A 16,503-nucleotide genomic window follows, 5' to 3' on the forward strand; every position below is an offset into this window, starting at 1 on the left:
GGCCGCTTCGGAGGAGCCCGCTTTCGGGTGAGATCCGTGCCCTCCGCCGCCTTAGCTTACTTTGGCTCATGGCAGGCGGGTTAATGGGGTGAGGCTATGAAGCAGCCGGATGGGTAGACTAGCTAGGTCTCCGCCAAGAGATACGGCTATGCTGCCCCTGCCCGCTCGCTTCGCGCCGGGTTCACCCTGGCGTTTGAGCCGCTGTCCGTTCATCCGTCCTCGCGGCAGACAGTGTCTCATTTTGAGTCTAGAGCCGCACGCTACCGCGGCCGTTTCTCGCCCGTTCGCTCGCGGTCCGTCTCCGATTGGCATATGCTTGGCGCCAAGCAGGAGGACGATTGTGCCGCGGAAATGGACCCACAGGGCGTGCTTCGAGTCATACGATACAGTTGCGAAAAATCCGCGCTGGAGCTGGTCTGCTCGGAATGAAGCACGCGGAATCGTTGCAGTCACATTCTGGCAGGATCGATTTGAGCGAGGTACGGCGCTCTATCGCTCACATACACACTCCCACGATCCGAATTGGCTGAGATCACCTGGTCTGCCTGAGCTGATCGAAAATCTAGCTTGGGCTCGCGACAACTGCGATGGAGTCGTGCGAATCATAATAGCAATTCCTAAAGATCGGAATGCATCCCCTAGGGAGATCAAGGAATGTTTTCCGAAGCCTGAGATTAGGATGCGCGTGACCATGCTAAACGAGGCAACGGGAGAGTTTGTCTGCGAACGCATTGATGAGGCTGTTTGATGCCGACCCCGCCAAAGGCCAGAAACGCCCGGCCGACGTGATTGGCAGCGCCAGACCCGGCAGTCTGCCCATCGTGCCGATCGGTCTGCTGGGTGTTCGTTCGCAATCCTGACGGGCGCTTTCAGCCCTAGGCGCTGCTCCGCACCGACCTGGCGCGCGAGCCCGTCTAGATCGCGTTCTGATTCGCGTGCCGCTGGAACGTCGGGGCTAATTGCCAGAAGGACCTTACTCATCTCAGCGTCGAGACCTAGCGGCAGTGGTTGGCCAGGCGATTGCCCGCACCACGCCCTGCCTTGTCCCCCCTGTTCCCGATCGTCACGTTGCTGGCCGCATGGCTGCCGGCTCAACAACGGCGACGCATCGCAGGAAAGGGCCGCTCGCGGGCGAGCGGCCCTGGTGTGCTGTCGACGATGTTGCTCAGGCGGCCTTGCTGAGCGCGGTGTCCTCGTATTTCTTCGCGTCCTCAGCGGTGAAGGCAGGCCCGGCGACGGGGATAGGCAGATCTTCACGGTTGCCACGCGCTGTGATGTAGCGCTTCCAGACATCGTACTTGACAGCGTCGCTCAGCTTGTCGGCCACCAGGAAATAGGTCACGAGGTGAGCCATGCGGTCGCGCGCGTCCGTGCTGGCGTCGATCGTTCCACCCGACTTCGTGATGATGTCGCGCCAGCAATCCGAGGTCATGCTCCAGTCGGGGACCTGGTTGATCCGGTCGATGACCTCGTCGAGGCTCATCTTACCGAGTTTGACCGCCCGCAGAACGCCGTCCACCAGCGCCACCTGAGCCGCCGGCTTGAACAGCAGAGAGGTCTGCGACGTGTCCTCACGCATGGCCGGGATCTTCTTCAGGTCGCCGAGTGCCGTCTTGAATGCGCCGATCCGTTCCACGAGTGAGGTCCAGAGATCGCTGACATACTGCGTGTACTCGTCCAGCTGGTCGTCATCCGGCCGATCCTGAGGGTCGAGCTTCGGTATGTCGTGGTGGGCGAGAATCAGCCGCACGGTCTCGTAGACGACCCCAATCGTTGTGAGGCGCGTACTGCGGACGCCCAGCGTGTTGTTTTTCCACTCCACGACGTCCTCGGGTTCACCCCCGGACTTGCGGGTGGCGAGAGGGTTACCCTCCGCGAGGATGCGGCGCGCGACAATGGCGTATCCGTCGTCCTCGCTAGTGATAATATTGTCGCTGCGGGTGGTGGACTTGGCGTAGCGGTTGACCGTGTTGAAGATCCGGCGCGTTTTGATGTCTTCCTCGTGCTCGATGAAGATGACGCAGACATCGTCGTCGCCGACGGTCGAGCTGAACGGTCCCTGGATATCACCCTGTTGGGCCATACGGAGCGCAATGAGGCGATGTTGCCCGTCGAGCACGATCAGCGATCCGCGATCGATGGTGAGGAAGCCGATCTGCTGCGATACCTGCTTATACGCGACAGGGACGTTCTTAGCTAAGTCCGTTAAGGACTCGAAGCTGATCGGGCCTCCGTAGACTAGAACGATGATCGAGCCGAAGAAGCGGTCGGCGTTGCGGACAAGGTACGGAGCAAGCTGCTTCTTGATCCGGGGCATGTCGGCGTTGCGCTGCATGCGCTCTTCAATGCTGAAGCTCGTCCACCCGTCCATCTCGCGGGGCGGGCGCACCGCCTGCACCAGATCACGCACCTTCATCGTGGCCTCGTAGTAGATGGTCGTTCCGAGCTTGCCTTTAATCGCAGGAATGAGCAGGGCCATGATTTCAGTCCTTCAGTTGGAGTCAGCGGGGGAGGCCGGGGGTCGCCCGGTTGCACGGAGGCTGGAGCCAGCCAACGAGGTCGTGCTCGAGCAGCGCGCGCTCGCGCCCGACTTCGACTAGAAACCAGGAGAAGCGCATCTCTCCGAAGCGGTGGCGGAGGGCGAGGCGCAACAGATCGTTCTCAGTGACCCAATAGTGCTGGGCGAGACGTTGCCGCAGATTGATCGTGCGGCCGACATAGAGGATGCCGCGGAGGTCGTGGATGAGATATACGCCGCCAGCCTCGGGAACGAGGACGGACTGAAAGGCGCAGAAGGGTGCCGATCCGTCGACCTCGCGCTTCGGTTGGGGGCACAGGAGCGCCCGTCGCAGCTCGCGCGACGTTCGCAGGCTGTCATGCGAATTAGCGGGACGGGCGTGCAAATTCATAGACGCTACCCCTCTGTTTGCGCTCAAGGCCGTCGTGTTTGCGCATCTGAGCAATCTGTATGCGCAAACATCGATCTTGTTTGCCCGTGGCGCAATGAAAATTCTGCAAACAATTTCAAACGTCGTCATGTCGACATGCAGACATGACGACCATTGATGGTGGAGTGAATGTGATCTGTGCTAGAAGCTTGGCAATGAGATTCTCGGAGGTATTGCATGCCTGCAAAGGGCAGGCCCCCATCACGGCAAGGAAAGGGGCAGATCGGTGGACACTTCCACACAGAAGTAATCCGGAGATTCAGGGTAATCGCCGCCGAGAAGGGCCTAACCGTTCAATCTTTGCTCGCCGTGGCGATCAATGACCTCTTCGAGAAGCACGGGCATCCACGCATTGCCGACCAGCAGCGCCTGCCACGAGGTGGAGTTCGCGACGAGGTGGCGGAGTGAGTGCCTTCGGGCTGTAATGGAATGCACGCATTAGAGCAACATGTCCAAGATAAAATGGAGTGTTTACCGCTCTGGGTTCCACCGTATGCATGGCTGCGATCTGTAGATGACCTAAGCTCTATTAGGGTCATCTCTCATATACTCACCAGCCCGCGATCGCGTCCGCCGCGCTCGTGCATGGTCCCGTAGTAGCGCACGTTAAGTCAAAGCCGGACCGCCGTCGGGAAGGCCGGCTGAGCTCTTCACGAAGCCGTTTCGGCGTCGAAAGGCGATAAAGCAAGGAACGGAGCCGACGCGGCCGGTCGTAATGTTGGAAACGGTCATCGTTGTGGCTAAGGATCGTCAAATAGTGCACTGATGCCAACAAAAAACGTACAATGCTCGACAAAATTCCCCTTGCGATTGCAAGCTGTTAGCGAGCGAGCTCGTGGTGCATTCGTCGGTCTCTATGCGCTGGGGGGCACCCTCGACGATGCCCGGACTAGGCTTTAGCTTCAACTGTCTGCTCGCCGACCCCCCCCCCCCCCCCCCCCCCCCCCGAGCACGCCTGTGCCAACTCAAGGACTTCCTCTCCGCCCGGATGCTCGAAGGACGTCCGCAAGCTTGTCTTGCCGGCACGTGAGACGATCCTCAGGCATCCCAAGCACCCGCCGTATCTTGGTCTCTAGCGCCTCCCTTTCTACCGCCTCGATTCCATTCGCAGCATAACGGGACCGCCCGAGAAAGATTGGGCGCCGCCCCTCCTCGTAGATGCGATCGTGGAGGTCTTGGCGTGGGAGGGAGACCTTGGTCGATCGGGTCACGAGCGGAAGTCGGGCGTCAAAATCGAGTATCCTGTAGAGGGTTGCCCGCCGCTCCCCGACGTCGACCGCGATTACATCCACCTCGTCTAGCCCGCCGTGAATCACAGTCACACATGCGACGAGCCCGCGGATCGCCAAGGGCATCCTATCCAAGGCGTCACGCCGGAAGTGCAGGAAGCTCCCTGCCCGATGCCCGAGTTTCTGCTCAGCGGCCTCAGCAGCGGCCGCAGCAAGTGTATCGAGGCTGCCTAACGAAAACAGGAAGGCGGTGCCTGCCTCCTCAGCCTTCGACAACGAAGAGAAGAAGTGCCGTACATCTCGGCGAAGCCGTTCCGACAGGCTGGTGCCCGAGCGGCGCCCAAACTTCCACATCGCAAGGAAGAGGGTCAGATCTTCGCGTCGGGAGGTTTCCGATGCAATCAGTCTGTCGTGGCCGATCAGATTGGCAGCGAGGCGTGTCGCACGCTCGAGCGACAATCCTGCATCCCTTAAAGCCGCTGATGTCGAAGGGGGTATCTCGTCTCGCAAGGGCGCGCGGCCCAGTTCGAGCCAAGACGTAGCCACGTCGTCGACCAAAGGGGCGAACCGGCTCCGCTCGACGCCAACCTGTATGCTCCGCATCGAAGGGCCGAGCTCGATGCCTGTGGGCCACTGACGTTGCCGCGATTGACGGCGCTCCAGAAAATCCTGCTCGTCCTCTGCCTGCCGGAATGCGAAAACCACCCCGGGCGCGACCGCGACCGGGTCACGACCGAGCGCCTCCGCGACCAACTCACGGAGTTCTAATTGAGTGAAGTATTTCTGGAAGGTGCCGCGCGAGGTGAGGTGTCCGTCCCCATGGGTCTGCAGCCCGTCCGAGGGACGCTGGCCTGTCATCATGACAGAGACAGCGAGGACGCGGCGCGCGAGGGAGAAGGCTCGGCGGAGGACCTCGATCCGCTCGCCAGGGGTTTCGATCACGTTAAGGACGAAACCGAGGTTCACGACCTCGGCCTCCAGCCGTGCGGCGGCTGGCGCGAAGTAGGGATCCCAGCCGGACGCCTCGACCCCGCTCTCCTGAAGGGCGCGAACATCATCGCCCTGACCGCATCCGTAGTCGAACACGGAGACCCCGTCGGCAATGAAGCCTTGTAAGACGAGCTGCTGCATCGGGGTTGATAGCCGATTACGGGCGATGGCCGTCCGGTGACGGGCGACTGGGGCAGCGCGATCGGCTAAGCGATGGCCGATCACCACAACACCCGCGTCCTCCAAGCGCTTCTCCCAGGCGTTGGCGGTGCCAATCCGGTGTGGATCAGCGAATAGGCCGCGCTCGACGGCTTGTCGCGTGAGGTCCGCGAACAGCTCAACCCGCGGGTCGTCGGCCCTCAGGAGCAGCTCCTTCCGATGCAGGATGGGCGGGTTGTCGCGGCGCGTGTAATCGTCATGGTCCACGCCATCGACCCTAGGACGCCAGGCATGCCGAAGACGTGGAAAGGCTGCTGTGTCGAAATCCTCGTAGGCGAGGAGCGTGACGCCTTTGGGGGTGATCTTGGCCACGTTCCAGTGCTCGCCGATGCACGCCCGCGCAGCTTCGATCGGTGCGCGCTCATCGTCCGCTAGCTCACCTAACGCGGAGATATGGACGTAGACGGCGCCTCCGACGCGCTTGCCAACCCTGCGGGTTGACTTGAACCTGCCGGAGCACGACTTGACCTCGCCGTGTCGTAGCATTGTCCTCTCAGCGTCACATACAAGACAGGGAGGATAATCGGCCGATGAAGGGTACGTCAGCACTCAGGTGCGGAGCGGATCGCGCCCTCTACACCGTCCATCCGTGATCGTCACGCGGCCTTGCGGAGCATCTCCTCGAGATTATCAGACAGATTCCATATTGGGTCGCCATCCCCGTCCCGAAGCATCTGCAGAACGTGCGGAAGGCCGGCTGCCGCTAGGTCGGAGGCGATCGACATGATCCGGCGCGGCTCGGCCGCGATCTTGATGTCATCGGTCCGCGACATGGCAATCAAGGTGAGCGCCTGGATACGCCATGGATCGCTGGCAAAGATTGCGCCGGTGATCATCTTGTACGTCTTGCGGTTCGGCAGGTCGGCCGGCGCGAGCTCTAGGCGAACGGCCACGCAGAGGGCGAGGAACCAGATGTCGACCTGCCGGGCGAACGGCGCATCGTCGGACACTCGATCCTCGTTGTAGCGCTTAATCTCGTCCTGGAACTCGAACGGCACCATAATGTCGATATTTGCAAAAGGATTATGCTGGCGATCGGCCATCGTGCTGCCCCCCTGCCCGGCCTTAGGATACCATCTCGAGTTCTTCAGCATCGAGCCGCCGCCGGCAGACGTTGCATTCCTGCCGGTGATTGCAGCCGCACTTGAGCACCGTCCGTTTCGCCGCCCTCGAGTCGTTCACGAGCATCCGCGGGAAGTGGGCGGGGTTCGTCAACGTGACCACCGTACCGGCGGTCTTGTCGATGATTTCCTCGCAGCCTTCGATCTCGGAGTGGGTCAGGAATAAGACGAGTTGAGCGCTCTCTTGGATCGCCTTCCGCAGAACAGAGCGCTTGACGTATCCGCTCATCATGCCGAGTGGGGTGTCGATGACGTTGGGTGCCTCTACCTCGCTTACCTTAGTCAGGGCGAGGATGAAGGCTAGAGTGAGAGCCCGCCGGGACGCGCCGTTCAGGTCGCGGTCCGGATTCAGGGTGCGGCGGTCTGGCCCATAAACGATGATATCGAACTCGGCGCTGATCTCCGCCTGCTGGATGATCGCTCCCTGTTCCGGGTCGGCTCCGATCATCTCCAAGAAGATGGAGTTCATCTCGGCACTAACTTTGCGCAGCTCGTCGGTCGTGATGCGGTCGTACGCCCTCTTCAACACGGAAGAGATATCCTGTACGACGTTGAGCTCGGCCAGGACTCTCACCCCTTTGCTCTGTTCGCCAACCAGCCGGGTCCGCTCGGCCTTTAGGCGCGTCTGGTTCTCGCGCAATCCCTCGAGCCGAGTCTCGGCCCTAGTCTTCAGATTGAGGTGCTTGTCCCGCTGTTCCTTGGCGAACTTCTTGGCGTCCTGGATCTCGCGGATGTGCGTGTCCTCGAGCTGGTCGATTTGAGCCTCTAGGGCCTTTAGCTTGCGGCCGGCCTCTTGGCGCATGTCGCTGTAGTGGTGGCGCTGCTCCACGATCCGGGCGTAGTCCATGATCCAGCCGACGGTCACCCCGCCCTGCGCTGGCTGGGCCGGCCGCAGATCCCTCGAATGGAAGTAAAGGTCCGTCACGATCTGTTTGACATCATCGGCAGCGCGGCTCTTCTCGATCAGGCTACGGATATGGTTACCCCGGCGCTGCGCCCCGTCCGGGTCGTCGGAAGCCTCCTGGCGTGCTGGGTCGAGACATTCCCCGCAGATGCACATGCCGGACGAGAGCCGCTCCTCAAGAACGGGTACGGTCGTGTTTGGGATCTCGTTCTTGTCCTTCAGAGAGTCAAGCTTCTCGAAGACGGGCCCGAGCGTGGTGGACAGCAGGTCGCGGGCGAGCGGCCTGCCGGTAAACAACGTGGCATGCTCCTTGGAAGCGGCGGCGATCAGTCCGTCGACCCGCTTAAGGCTAGCCTTGGCCGCCTCAAACTCCCGTTGCAGTTTTTCCTTGTCGCCCTTCTGCAGAGCCTCGCTCAGTTGCCGCTCGCGCTTCGCTAGGTCGGTGTCCCAATTCGTAAACTGCTCGTTGGCGTCGTCGCGTTCCTTCTCGATTGACTCGATATCGGTGTCGAGCTTCTCGAGTTGTACGGAGACTCGCTGGATGTCACTCCCGCCGCCAATGGATCGCGCCTGCTTGTTGACTTCCGCTTCGGTCCTCTTGATGTGCTTGGCGGCATTCTCCAACACGTCTAGGCCAAGGAGCGAGCGGATCGCGCTCTGGACACGCTGCCTCTTAGTCTGAATCGACACCTCAGCCTCGATGAAGCTGAGCGCGCGGTCGCCGTCCGTGAAGAAGACCTCTCGGAGTTCAGTCGGTAGCTCGTCCGTGATCAAAGCCTCGGGAGACTGGACCTGCCGAGTGCCTTGGGAGGTGCTCTCCCAAACCTTCATCGCGCCGCTGCTTCTGCTCCAGCGAGCTCCGGCGATCTCCTCGTCTACGGTCCGGAGGAGCCGGTACTGGCGCCTGATTTCGTGTCCCTTGTTCAGGCGCACCACCTCGAACTCGACGTCGACCGAGATCGGAACTCGCGCTCCCTCGGTCTCTGGGTCCCAGTCGATGGGGTGAAGCCGGAAATCCGCGCCGCCCCCAGGCAACGCCGCGTCCCCGTACAGAGCCCACTGCAGGGCCGTGAGGATGGTCGTCTTGCCAGTCTCGTTGGCCGCCCGGATCACGGTGAGCCGCTTCTCCGGGTCCGTCGCAAATTTCAGTTCGAGATCGCGAAGGAGGCGGAAGTTCTTGAAGGTGGCGCAAAGCAGTTTCATGTCGATCTCAGTCGATGTCGTTGGTTTGCACGCTGGCCTTCTGCATGCGATCTGCCAGAAATCGACCCATCGCGTTGCACTTCGAGTTAATATTTTGCTGTATATTGGTTGCGCTTATTTTATGTTGCCTCTCATAGTCAAGTATATCGCCGAGCGTCTCTTTGAATTCGTGGCGGTAGCCTGGACAACGCTCCTCCAGCTTATCGATCTCTTGGAAGATCAACTGTGCCACCAGCTTGCCGTTGAGGGGCATGCCATCCTCAATCAAGTTGCGACCGCGTCGGTCAGTTTAGAGATGATGCCGAGAGGTCCGTCGGACCTCCCCGCGTTGCGGGCGAGTTTTGCGAACTCACGGACACGCCGCAACTCTGATTTGATCAGCGTCCGGGCGTCCGCATCTATATCGTTTTCCATCCCCGGAGGAAGAGAAATCAAGTCGTGAACGATTCCATGAGCCTTCCCGATCGCTCTACAGGATCGTAAGAGGCGTCCTCGGCGTTGCACCCATTGCCTTTCGACGGTCGTGCTCGCTAAGACGTAGGCTCGGCAGATTTGCGGGATGTTAACGCCCTCGTCGAGCACCCGCTTTGCCGTGAGGACTTGGAGCTCGCCGGCTTGGAAGGACCGGATGATGTCTCGCATCCGCGGGCGATCAGCGGTCTCTTCGGCTGTGAGCTGGTGGAAGAGCAGGCCTCGCTGCCTAAGCAAGCTGTTTACCTGGTTAAGCTGATCCGGACCTTTGTCGCTCGCATAGATCAGCGTGTAGCGAAGCGACTTGAGGTCCTCGCTGTCGAGCAGGCGGGCCAGCATTCCGATTTTCCCGCTCGCGGTCTCCAAGAGCGCCCTGCGGTCCCGCAGGAGCTTCGAAAGGAGCTCGTCGGGTTTCCCGCTGCCTTGGCGCCAGGCGTTCTTCTTGATCTGAGCGGAGAGCTCGCGCCACTCGTCCATTTCGTCAGCGCCTAGCTGGACCGGGTGGACGTGGTAGTCGTAGGGAACGAGGCACTTCCCAATGGCCTCGTCCATCGTGAACCGGAACACGACCTCTCCGAAGAAGGCGAAGATCGCCTCGGTCCCGTCAGGATCGTACTGCCTGACGGGTGTCGCGGACAAGGCGAGCCGGTGTTCGAAAAACTCGGGCTGCCGCGCGATGAAACTCTCCCGTCCGAGGTTGTGCGCTTCGTCAGCCACGAGCAGGCGGTCTACTCCCTTCATGCTCCCGAGCATTGCCTGGAACTCCGGCGAGCAAAGAAGGTCGTGGCTGACGACGATCGCCTCCACGCGCGAGATTCCTAGCTTGAGCCGGCGCCCGATCGCCTGGATCTCGGCTCGCCTGGCGCCGGCGCCATGAACTGTGGTCACATTCGTCGGCCTGATCCCGAACGGCTCGATCTCCTCGCACCATTGCTGGACGAGCGGAACGTAAGGTGCGGCGACCACGATCAGGAGCGGCAGGTCAGTCTTCTCGAAGAGACGGTGGGCGCAGACCATGGACGTGATGGTCTTGCCGGATCCTGTCGCCATCTCTAAGACGCCTCGGAAGCCGGCGCCAACCCACGCATCTACCGCCCGTCCTTGGTGGTCGAAGTCGCCGGTCCAGCAGTCAAGGCCGGGCGGTAACGCGAACCCGCCTGTTGCATGGGGCGGCTCGTCGGTCGGCGGGGGGCGCACCTCCTTGCGATGTGAGGCACGATCGTAGAGGCGTCTCAGATCATCCTCTAGGGGAAGCGAGTCGCTCTCCCCGAGGGTGCGGAGCAAACCGTCGGCGACCGCGCGAGGTGCCGGGATGACGATGCACTCCTCGTCGTATCCTTCCCAGAGTTGCCGGAACTGGAACGCAAGCTGTGTCGCGATGTATCTTTGCGTTGCATCGAGCCACGAGCGCGAGATAGTTACCTGCTCGTAGTTGCGCTTGAGCCCCGCGGCTGTGAAGTTCGTCGAGCCGTGCGCGACGAGCGTGCGGTTCTCGCCGAGATCGAACATCCAGACCTTCGGATGGAAGATCGAGTTGCGCAACATGGCGATCCGTAGCTCCAGCCGCCCGGTTCGCAAGAGGTGCGCGAGGCACCGCAGCGTATGCTGCGAGATTGCGTCCTCGGTCAGGAGCAGGTCCCTGAGCACGGCGTCGGCGACGACGCCGACATCCTTGGTTCCGTCCGCGATCGCTACTTGGTCCTCGGGGCTCAGGAACGGGCTGACGATCAGCCGGAACGGCTTGCGGCCTCCCCGCAAGAATGTCGCCAGTCCAGGGGCGATGTCCCGCAGCGATTGGCTCGAGAAGAACCCCACCATGCAGTCGACGCCCGCCGCCCCGGCGAACGATGGGATTAAAACCTGTCCTACGAAGTCGTCGTGGGGCAGGATGTAGAGAGGGCGCACTTCGTCAAGCCACCCGTCCTCCGCTGCTCCCCGCTCGAGCGTGGCCGAGAGGTCCGTCCGGCTCGCAAGTGCCCTCATGCGTACAGTCCCATTCGTATCTCAGTCGGATCTCGGCGGCCACAGGCGCTGACGCCAACGAACCAAGAGCCTAGACGGTCGAGGCTAACCTACTTGTGGCAGGCTAGGCAGGCCTTCGCAGAGCCGTAGACCTCATCGAGCTCCATTGGGCCGCTCCCCGGACGAAGGGGGTTGACCGGCCTGCGCTGCTCGAGGCGCGCCAGCCGGCGCTCGTGGTCAGCGCGGATCTGGGCGATGCGCTCGGGGCGCGCCAGCTCCTCGAGGGACTCGCCCTGGCTCCAGGTGAACGGCGATCCGTGCTCCACCGCGTTCTTCTCGTAGCGTTTGGCCTCCTCGTATGCCTCGGGGTGCTCCTCGAGTAGCCGGACCCACTCGATCTTCTGCTGGAAGAAGCAGAAGGTGCAGCCGGAGCGGGAGCGCCAGCGATAGTAGTCTGGCAGTCCGACCCCGGACGCCTCCAGTATGTCGACGACCCCGGCCTTGTTGATACCACCATCCCGAAAGGGCAGGCGAACCGAAAGGTTCTTGTGGGTTGAGTTGTAACCTTCGCGGTAGTCCTCGTCGGAGCGGATCGCCACGTAGGACACAACCTGCGTCCCGGCATCGAGATCAGGCCATAGCCAGTCCTCGAATGGCTTGATCTTGAGCTGGCGCGTGCACCAGCGCGTCCGGGGCGACGGCAGGAAGTGCTTGTACTGCCGGAGCCAGAAGTCGAAGTCGCGGTCCGGGTTAAGGCGCTCGATCGGCTGACCGAGGAACCCTTCGAGGCGGCCGAGGAACTCATAGACCTCAGGCAGCTCCTTACCGGTATCGGTGAAGAAGTACTCGAGCGTCAGTTCGGGGTAGTTCTGCCGCATGAACACTGCCAAGGCGGCGCTGTCGCGCCCGCCGGACAGGCCCAGAACGTGGCGGACCTCGGTCATCTGACGTGCTTCCCGTTCCCGTTAGGTTTTTTGCCGGCCGTTGCCGCGGGGGCGCGCGGGAGGACGCCGGCGGAAATCGCCGTCGGCTCCGACGTACCTAGCCTCGCCCCGGCCTCCGCGATGGCAGCAAGGGCGACGTCGCGATGGACCCCCGCGCTCGAGATCAGATCCATCAGCTCACGCGCGAGGTCGCGGGCGGCCTCGATCTCCTTCGGGGAGACGTCGAAAGCGGGTACGACCGGCTCTGCGCGCCTCGGATCGCCGATGACAATAGCCATAGAGACACGGCCTTCCCGGCCCTTTACGTGCGCCACGGCCTCCGCGCGAAGGAACTGCTGCGCGAGGACGGCGATCTCGGCCCGGGCCCGGTCCACGTCGCGATCCACCCAATCTCGAGTAGGCTTGTTGGCGGCCAAGCTGGCGATTGCCTCTAGGTCCCCGCGCTCCCCCCCAAACGTAGAGAGCCGCACGGCGAAGGCGTCGAGCCTGAAGTCGCCGGTAAGACCGCGGACGGTAAGCGCGCGCCTCCTGAGCTCCTCGAATGCGCCCGCTCCCTTAAGGGGCACGCGCAACTCGCTCAGGAGCCGATCCTCGAGCTCGTTGAGCAGCATCGGATAGGCATCGGCTAGCTCCCGCATGCCCTTTGCGACGGCCTCAACGATTCCGGTGGCCTTCGCGCCCGAGACGCCGCCGCGGCCACTGAACGCGGTCGGCAGGTCGTCGAGGATCAGGCGATTCGGGTCGTTGGCGTCCTTCACGAGCTTGCGCAGGCGCTCCGCGTCTGGCGGGAGCTGGCCCGTTTTAAGCGTCCACGGATGGAGACCGTCGACCACGGCGACCAGCCCGCGCGCCACCGAAATCGGCTCGTTAGCGTCCACCCCCGAGCCGCACGGAACCAGCTGCGCCACAATCTCGGACAGGCCGGAGAGGACCGCGCGATGCAGAGGCGAGAACTCGGACCAGCGCACCCGCACGGTGTCCGGGTCCTGCAGCAGACGGTCGACGTACATCGAACCAAGCCGAGACGTGAAGATGCCGTCGAGGTACAGCGAGAGCCGGTCGGCGCGGGATAGATAAAAGGCTGTTGCTAGGATGGGGAGCAATCCTTCGCGCACGCCGTACGGGGCTTGGCGCCAACGCTCGTAGAGCCCCTCCAGCGAGGCCCCCTTCGCGCCTGCTTTCTGGAAGAAAACGTCCGCTACCCTCCAAAGCTCGGACAAGCGCGCCGCGCCTTTGGTCGATGGGTCCACAAAGCGCGCCGTGTGATCGGCCCCCCCAGGGATGTGAAGGCCCGTGCGCTCCAGGAGCGAGGCATAGAGCCCCGCCTCGGCGGGCCACCCCTCGATAGCGAGCCGATCCACCGAGGGACTCGACACCATTGCGTTTAGGAGCGCGCGCTGCGCGGCGACGGCATTGCTCGAGGGCTTGGTACGGTTGAGGAGCTCGTTCGGGATGATCGGGCTGAACTCGTACTGCTTGTCCGCAATCGCTGAGGCTAGCGCGCTCAAGCGCGCCGGACCGCGGGGAAGGACTCGCCCCCCGGCTGCGATTTCGTCGTCGCTCCATTCCCACTCCGCCGAGACGAGGGCCTCGCGCACCTGCTCCTGGATCTCTGCGGAGACCAGCGAGATCCGAGCCAGAACCTCGCGGCGGGCGACCTCGTCGCCACGCAGCTCAGGACGTTCCGAACGGATCGTCTCCAGGGCGATTAGCTCTGCCGCATGCTCTCGGATCGCCCAGCTGTTGCGCGTCCAGCCGATCACGACGGGATGATCGCCCTTTGCGGCTAATGCCCGCTGTACAATCTTCTTGAGGGCTCCCGGCTCCTCGTTGCGAGTCGCGATGATCAGGAGGAACAGGCCGGCCGCGCCTCCGATCAGCGTGCCGTCCCGCGCCCGCTCCACGGCATCCTCGGCGGCGCAGATGTCAAGTTCGAACCACCGTAGGGCACCGGTCTGGTGGTAATGCCGCTTTGCCAGGATGGGCTGAAGCGCAGCGAGCTCGCGGATACGCCCGAGATTAACACCGACCACCTTACCCCTGACCTCGCGGACCGCTCTCTCGATATCGAAGTCGCTGCCGGCGAAGATCGCGTACCCGTCGAGATGACGCTTGTAGATGATGACCGACCATTCGGCGAGGTCGCGTAGGACACGGTCTGTGTCGTTAAGCGTGAGGTGAGGCAGGCAGATGCGAAGCATCTCCTTGCTAGCGACAAGGCCGGACCGCTCTTTGAACAGGTCGACGAGTGCGATTGTCTTGAGGACCTCAAAGTGAGCCCAGTCACCGCCCTTCGCCTCGCAGCGTGAGACGGCCTCGACGGCGAGCGACCATCGGTGTCCGTCAGGCGAGGATAGAATTGATGGCTCCAGATTGGCGCGCAGGTAGGCCCAAAGCTGGACAAGATCGTACGACTGACCGGAGGATAGTGGGGCTCCTTCGAGGAACTCGCGAAAGCCGAACGGCTCGGCCGAGTTGATGAAGCCGAAGATGCTCCTTTGGTTCTGGCCGAACCGGCGCCGCGAGATTGGGCCAAGAAGGCATGCGGTCGCGGGGTGGAGAGGCCAGCACCGATGCAAAATTTCGCCGAGGTCCGCGCCGACAGACGCTCGATTGTGCGCTATCACGGCGGCGACCTGCCCGGCGATGCCCCGGTTTGAGGCGGGTCGCTTCTGAGTCTCGAGAGCCCGGGCCACGAGCTCGATTTGCTCCTCCCCGGCGACATTAATCGGGATGTCGACGTAGCGCCCCTGGATCTTCAGCCACTCGTCGCGGGTCTCCCGCGAGAGGCGGTGGGCGTAGTCGTCGAAGGCTTGGTGGAGGATGCCAACTACGAGAAGGTGTCCGTCGCTCCGGCTCGCCGCCTCGGCGAGCAACTGGAAGAAGTACACGTCCTTCTGCGTCGACGCGGCATGCTCAAGGAGCTTGCCCATTTCGTCAATCAAGAGGAGGACGCGCGTCCTGGATTTCCTTGCGGCGGCGACGAGGCTGTCTAAAACATCTTGGGGGTCCTCGCCCGCGCTCGACGCCTTCGAGCAGGCGCGCATGCTCGCTGCGGCCGAGGTAAGAGCCGAGCAGATCAACACCTTCGGGTCGGTCCGCCGGCCGACGACGGGTAGGACCTCCCACTGCCGGGCGTCGTTGCGCAGGAAACCCTCTAATTTCACGGACAGAGCCTTCCCGAGGCCCTTCCGCGCCTCGGCACGAAGCTCGTCACCTTTGCCGAGCAGGGCGGCTAGAGCGAGAGCGATGCTCGACTTCCCACAGCCATACGGCCCCGTCCACGTAAAGGCGCCTTGCCCGGCCTCAGCGAACTGCTTAGCCATTCCTAGAAGGGCAGCGCCGGCCGATTGGGGGCACACGAAGCCCTCCAGGGCCGAAACGTCCATGTCGGCGTCGACGCGGACGGACCGGCGGAACCGACGGGAGATTCGAACGACGTCGGACAACGTCTTTTCGCTCATGCCGCCGCTCCCAGATCCATGCCCGAGTACATCGTTGCGATCAGCCGTTTCTCGTCCAAGCCGCGCAGATCGTGGGCGTAGATCTGCCGCAACCCGGTCGACTCGTCCCAGCGCAACTTCCCTGCAGTGATTTCATCTAGGCGGGCCAGCCGCTCGGAGGTCGCGTCCTCGTCAAGGAGGAAAACACGGCCGGGGGACCCGGGCTCGTGTACAATCGCCTCCAACGAGAACTCACGGCGGGTCGGGTAGAACTCGCGCCAGAAGGTGACGAGCGCATAGGCGAAGACCTGATCGGGAAGGGTCGCCTTCGGCCCCCGCCGAAGTTGAAAAGACCCGCTCGCGTCATGGATTTGAACCAATGACAGCTCAGTGAGGGGAGATTCGAGCCCTCCATCCTCGAAAGCCGCACGGCCGCCACCGGCTGTGCGTGCAGCGTAGGTTCGGATGAAGCAGTCGACGTCCCGTTTGAGGGTCATCTCCGTGATGCGCGTCTCGTTGAGGCGCTTGGCTTCGCGCAGCTCGTCGCAACGGCGCAAAAGCCTTTGACGCAGGAGGTCACGGGTGAAGAACGGCTCATTAAATTCATTGAATGCGTAGTACCAAGTCGCCGACCTGCCGGGGGTCGACGCTAGGTTCCAGTGGATGAGCCAGAGTGAACCGGGGTGCTCGAGATACGGATCCTGCTTGAGTATTAGCCGACCAATCGGAGTTGGCCGGATTTCACCAAGCCCATCGTCTTCCCAGGCGAGCATTCCGGACGCGATAGCCCAATGCCGGATGGATAGAACCATGTTCTTGCCGACACCGAAATCGGAAATCGCGCGCTCACTAGTGAAGATATGCTTCGTCTGATTCGAGCCGCAGCTCTCGACTGCGTCAAAAGCCTTCTTCAGCCATCCGTAGCGCAGCGGGAATGTTTCGTGCCCCGCGAATTGTAGACGCGCACCCGTCTCTTCGAACAAGCTTCTCATCGTTTTTGTAGCCACTGGATGGAATGTCCAGTCAAGGTTATGAGTATGGAATGACGGGGTCAACTGGACGGTGAGCC

12 protein-coding genes are annotated in these 16,503 nt (G+C 62.4%); 2 read left to right on the forward strand and 10 right to left on the reverse strand.

Features of this window, described 5'->3' with window-relative positions; genetic code table 11:
* Positions 1 to 734: 734 nt before the first annotated feature.
* Positions 735 to 860, forward strand: coding sequence for a hypothetical protein (locus BM430_RS35550; RefSeq protein WP_280142273.1), 126 nt, complete (start codon positions 735 to 737; stop codon positions 858 to 860).
* Positions 861 to 1,165: 305 nt separating this feature from the next.
* Here the strand turns inward: BM430_RS35550 and BM430_RS11080 are convergent, their stop codons facing one another.
* Together BM430_RS11080 and BM430_RS11085 are read right to left on the reverse strand one after the other, a co-directional pair.
* Positions 1,166 to 2,479, reverse strand: coding sequence for a DNA sulfur modification protein DndB (locus tag BM430_RS11080; RefSeq protein ID WP_093567321.1), 1,314 nt, complete (start codon positions 2,477 to 2,479; stop codon positions 1,166 to 1,168).
* Between the two features lie 22 nt (positions 2,480 to 2,501).
* A complete protein-coding gene (locus tag BM430_RS11085) occupies positions 2,502 to 2,909 on the reverse strand; it encodes a GIY-YIG nuclease family protein (RefSeq protein ID WP_177303020.1) in 408 nt (135 codons plus the stop codon).
* Between the two features lie 216 nt (positions 2,910 to 3,125).
* Between BM430_RS11085 and BM430_RS35680 the strand changes: the two genes are divergently transcribed.
* Positions 3,126 to 3,356 carry a ribbon-helix-helix domain-containing protein gene (locus BM430_RS35680; RefSeq protein WP_348273078.1) on the forward strand — a complete coding sequence of 77 codons (231 nt, stop codon included), beginning with the start codon at positions 3,126 to 3,128 and terminating at the stop codon, positions 3,354 to 3,356.
* Positions 3,357 to 3,913: 557 nt separating this feature from the next.
* Here the strand turns inward: BM430_RS35680 and BM430_RS11090 are convergent.
* The 8 genes from BM430_RS11090 to BM430_RS11125 all read right to left on the reverse strand — a co-directional run bounded on the left by BM430_RS11090 (position 3,914) and on the right by BM430_RS11125 (position 16,417).
* Positions 3,914 to 5,698: a DNA phosphorothioation-associated putative methyltransferase gene (locus tag BM430_RS11090; protein WP_177303021.1), complete on the reverse strand. Its 1,785-nt coding sequence runs from the start codon at positions 5,696 to 5,698 to the stop codon at positions 3,914 to 3,916.
* Positions 5,699 to 5,982: 284 nt separating this feature from the next.
* Positions 5,983 to 6,429, reverse strand: a complete 447-nt coding sequence (locus BM430_RS11095) for a hypothetical protein (RefSeq protein WP_143132006.1) — start codon at positions 6,427 to 6,429, stop codon at positions 5,983 to 5,985.
* A gap of 22 nt (positions 6,430 to 6,451) precedes the next feature.
* Positions 6,452 to 8,614, reverse strand: a complete 2,163-nt coding sequence (locus tag BM430_RS11100) for an AAA family ATPase (RefSeq protein ID WP_093567325.1) — start codon at positions 8,612 to 8,614, stop codon at positions 6,452 to 6,454.
* Positions 8,615 to 8,621: 7 nt separating this feature from the next.
* Positions 8,622 to 8,867 (reverse strand): hypothetical protein, encoded by a 246-nt coding sequence (locus BM430_RS11105; protein WP_093567326.1) that lies wholly within the window; start codon positions 8,865 to 8,867, stop codon positions 8,622 to 8,624.
* Between the two features lie 11 nt (positions 8,868 to 8,878).
* Positions 8,879 to 11,068 carry a DEAD/DEAH box helicase family protein gene (locus BM430_RS11110; RefSeq protein WP_093567327.1) on the reverse strand — a complete coding sequence of 730 codons (2,190 nt, stop codon included), beginning with the start codon at positions 11,066 to 11,068 and terminating at the stop codon, positions 8,879 to 8,881.
* 89 nt (positions 11,069 to 11,157) lie between these two features.
* The gene (locus BM430_RS11115) at positions 11,158 to 11,991 is read right to left on the reverse strand and encodes a phosphoadenosine phosphosulfate reductase domain-containing protein (RefSeq protein WP_093567328.1); all 834 of its coding nucleotides are present in this window, start codon (positions 11,989 to 11,991) and stop codon (positions 11,158 to 11,160) included.
* The gene (locus BM430_RS11120) at positions 11,988 to 15,455 is read right to left on the reverse strand and encodes an AAA family ATPase (RefSeq protein ID WP_093567329.1); all 3,468 of its coding nucleotides are present in this window, start codon (positions 15,453 to 15,455) and stop codon (positions 11,988 to 11,990) included. Before BM430_RS11120 ends, BM430_RS11115 begins: the two co-directional genes overlap by 4 nt.
* The gene (locus BM430_RS11125) at positions 15,452 to 16,417 is read right to left on the reverse strand and encodes a DUF4007 family protein (RefSeq protein WP_177303022.1); all 966 of its coding nucleotides are present in this window, start codon (positions 16,415 to 16,417) and stop codon (positions 15,452 to 15,454) included. The genes BM430_RS11120 and BM430_RS11125 overlap by 4 nt, the downstream gene beginning before the upstream one ends.
* Positions 16,418 to 16,503: the final 86 nt, after the last annotated feature.

The sequence above is a fragment of the Methylobacterium sp. 174MFSha1.1 genome, from assembly GCF_900116815.1.
Lineage (GTDB): Bacteria > Pseudomonadota > Alphaproteobacteria > Rhizobiales > Beijerinckiaceae > Methylobacterium.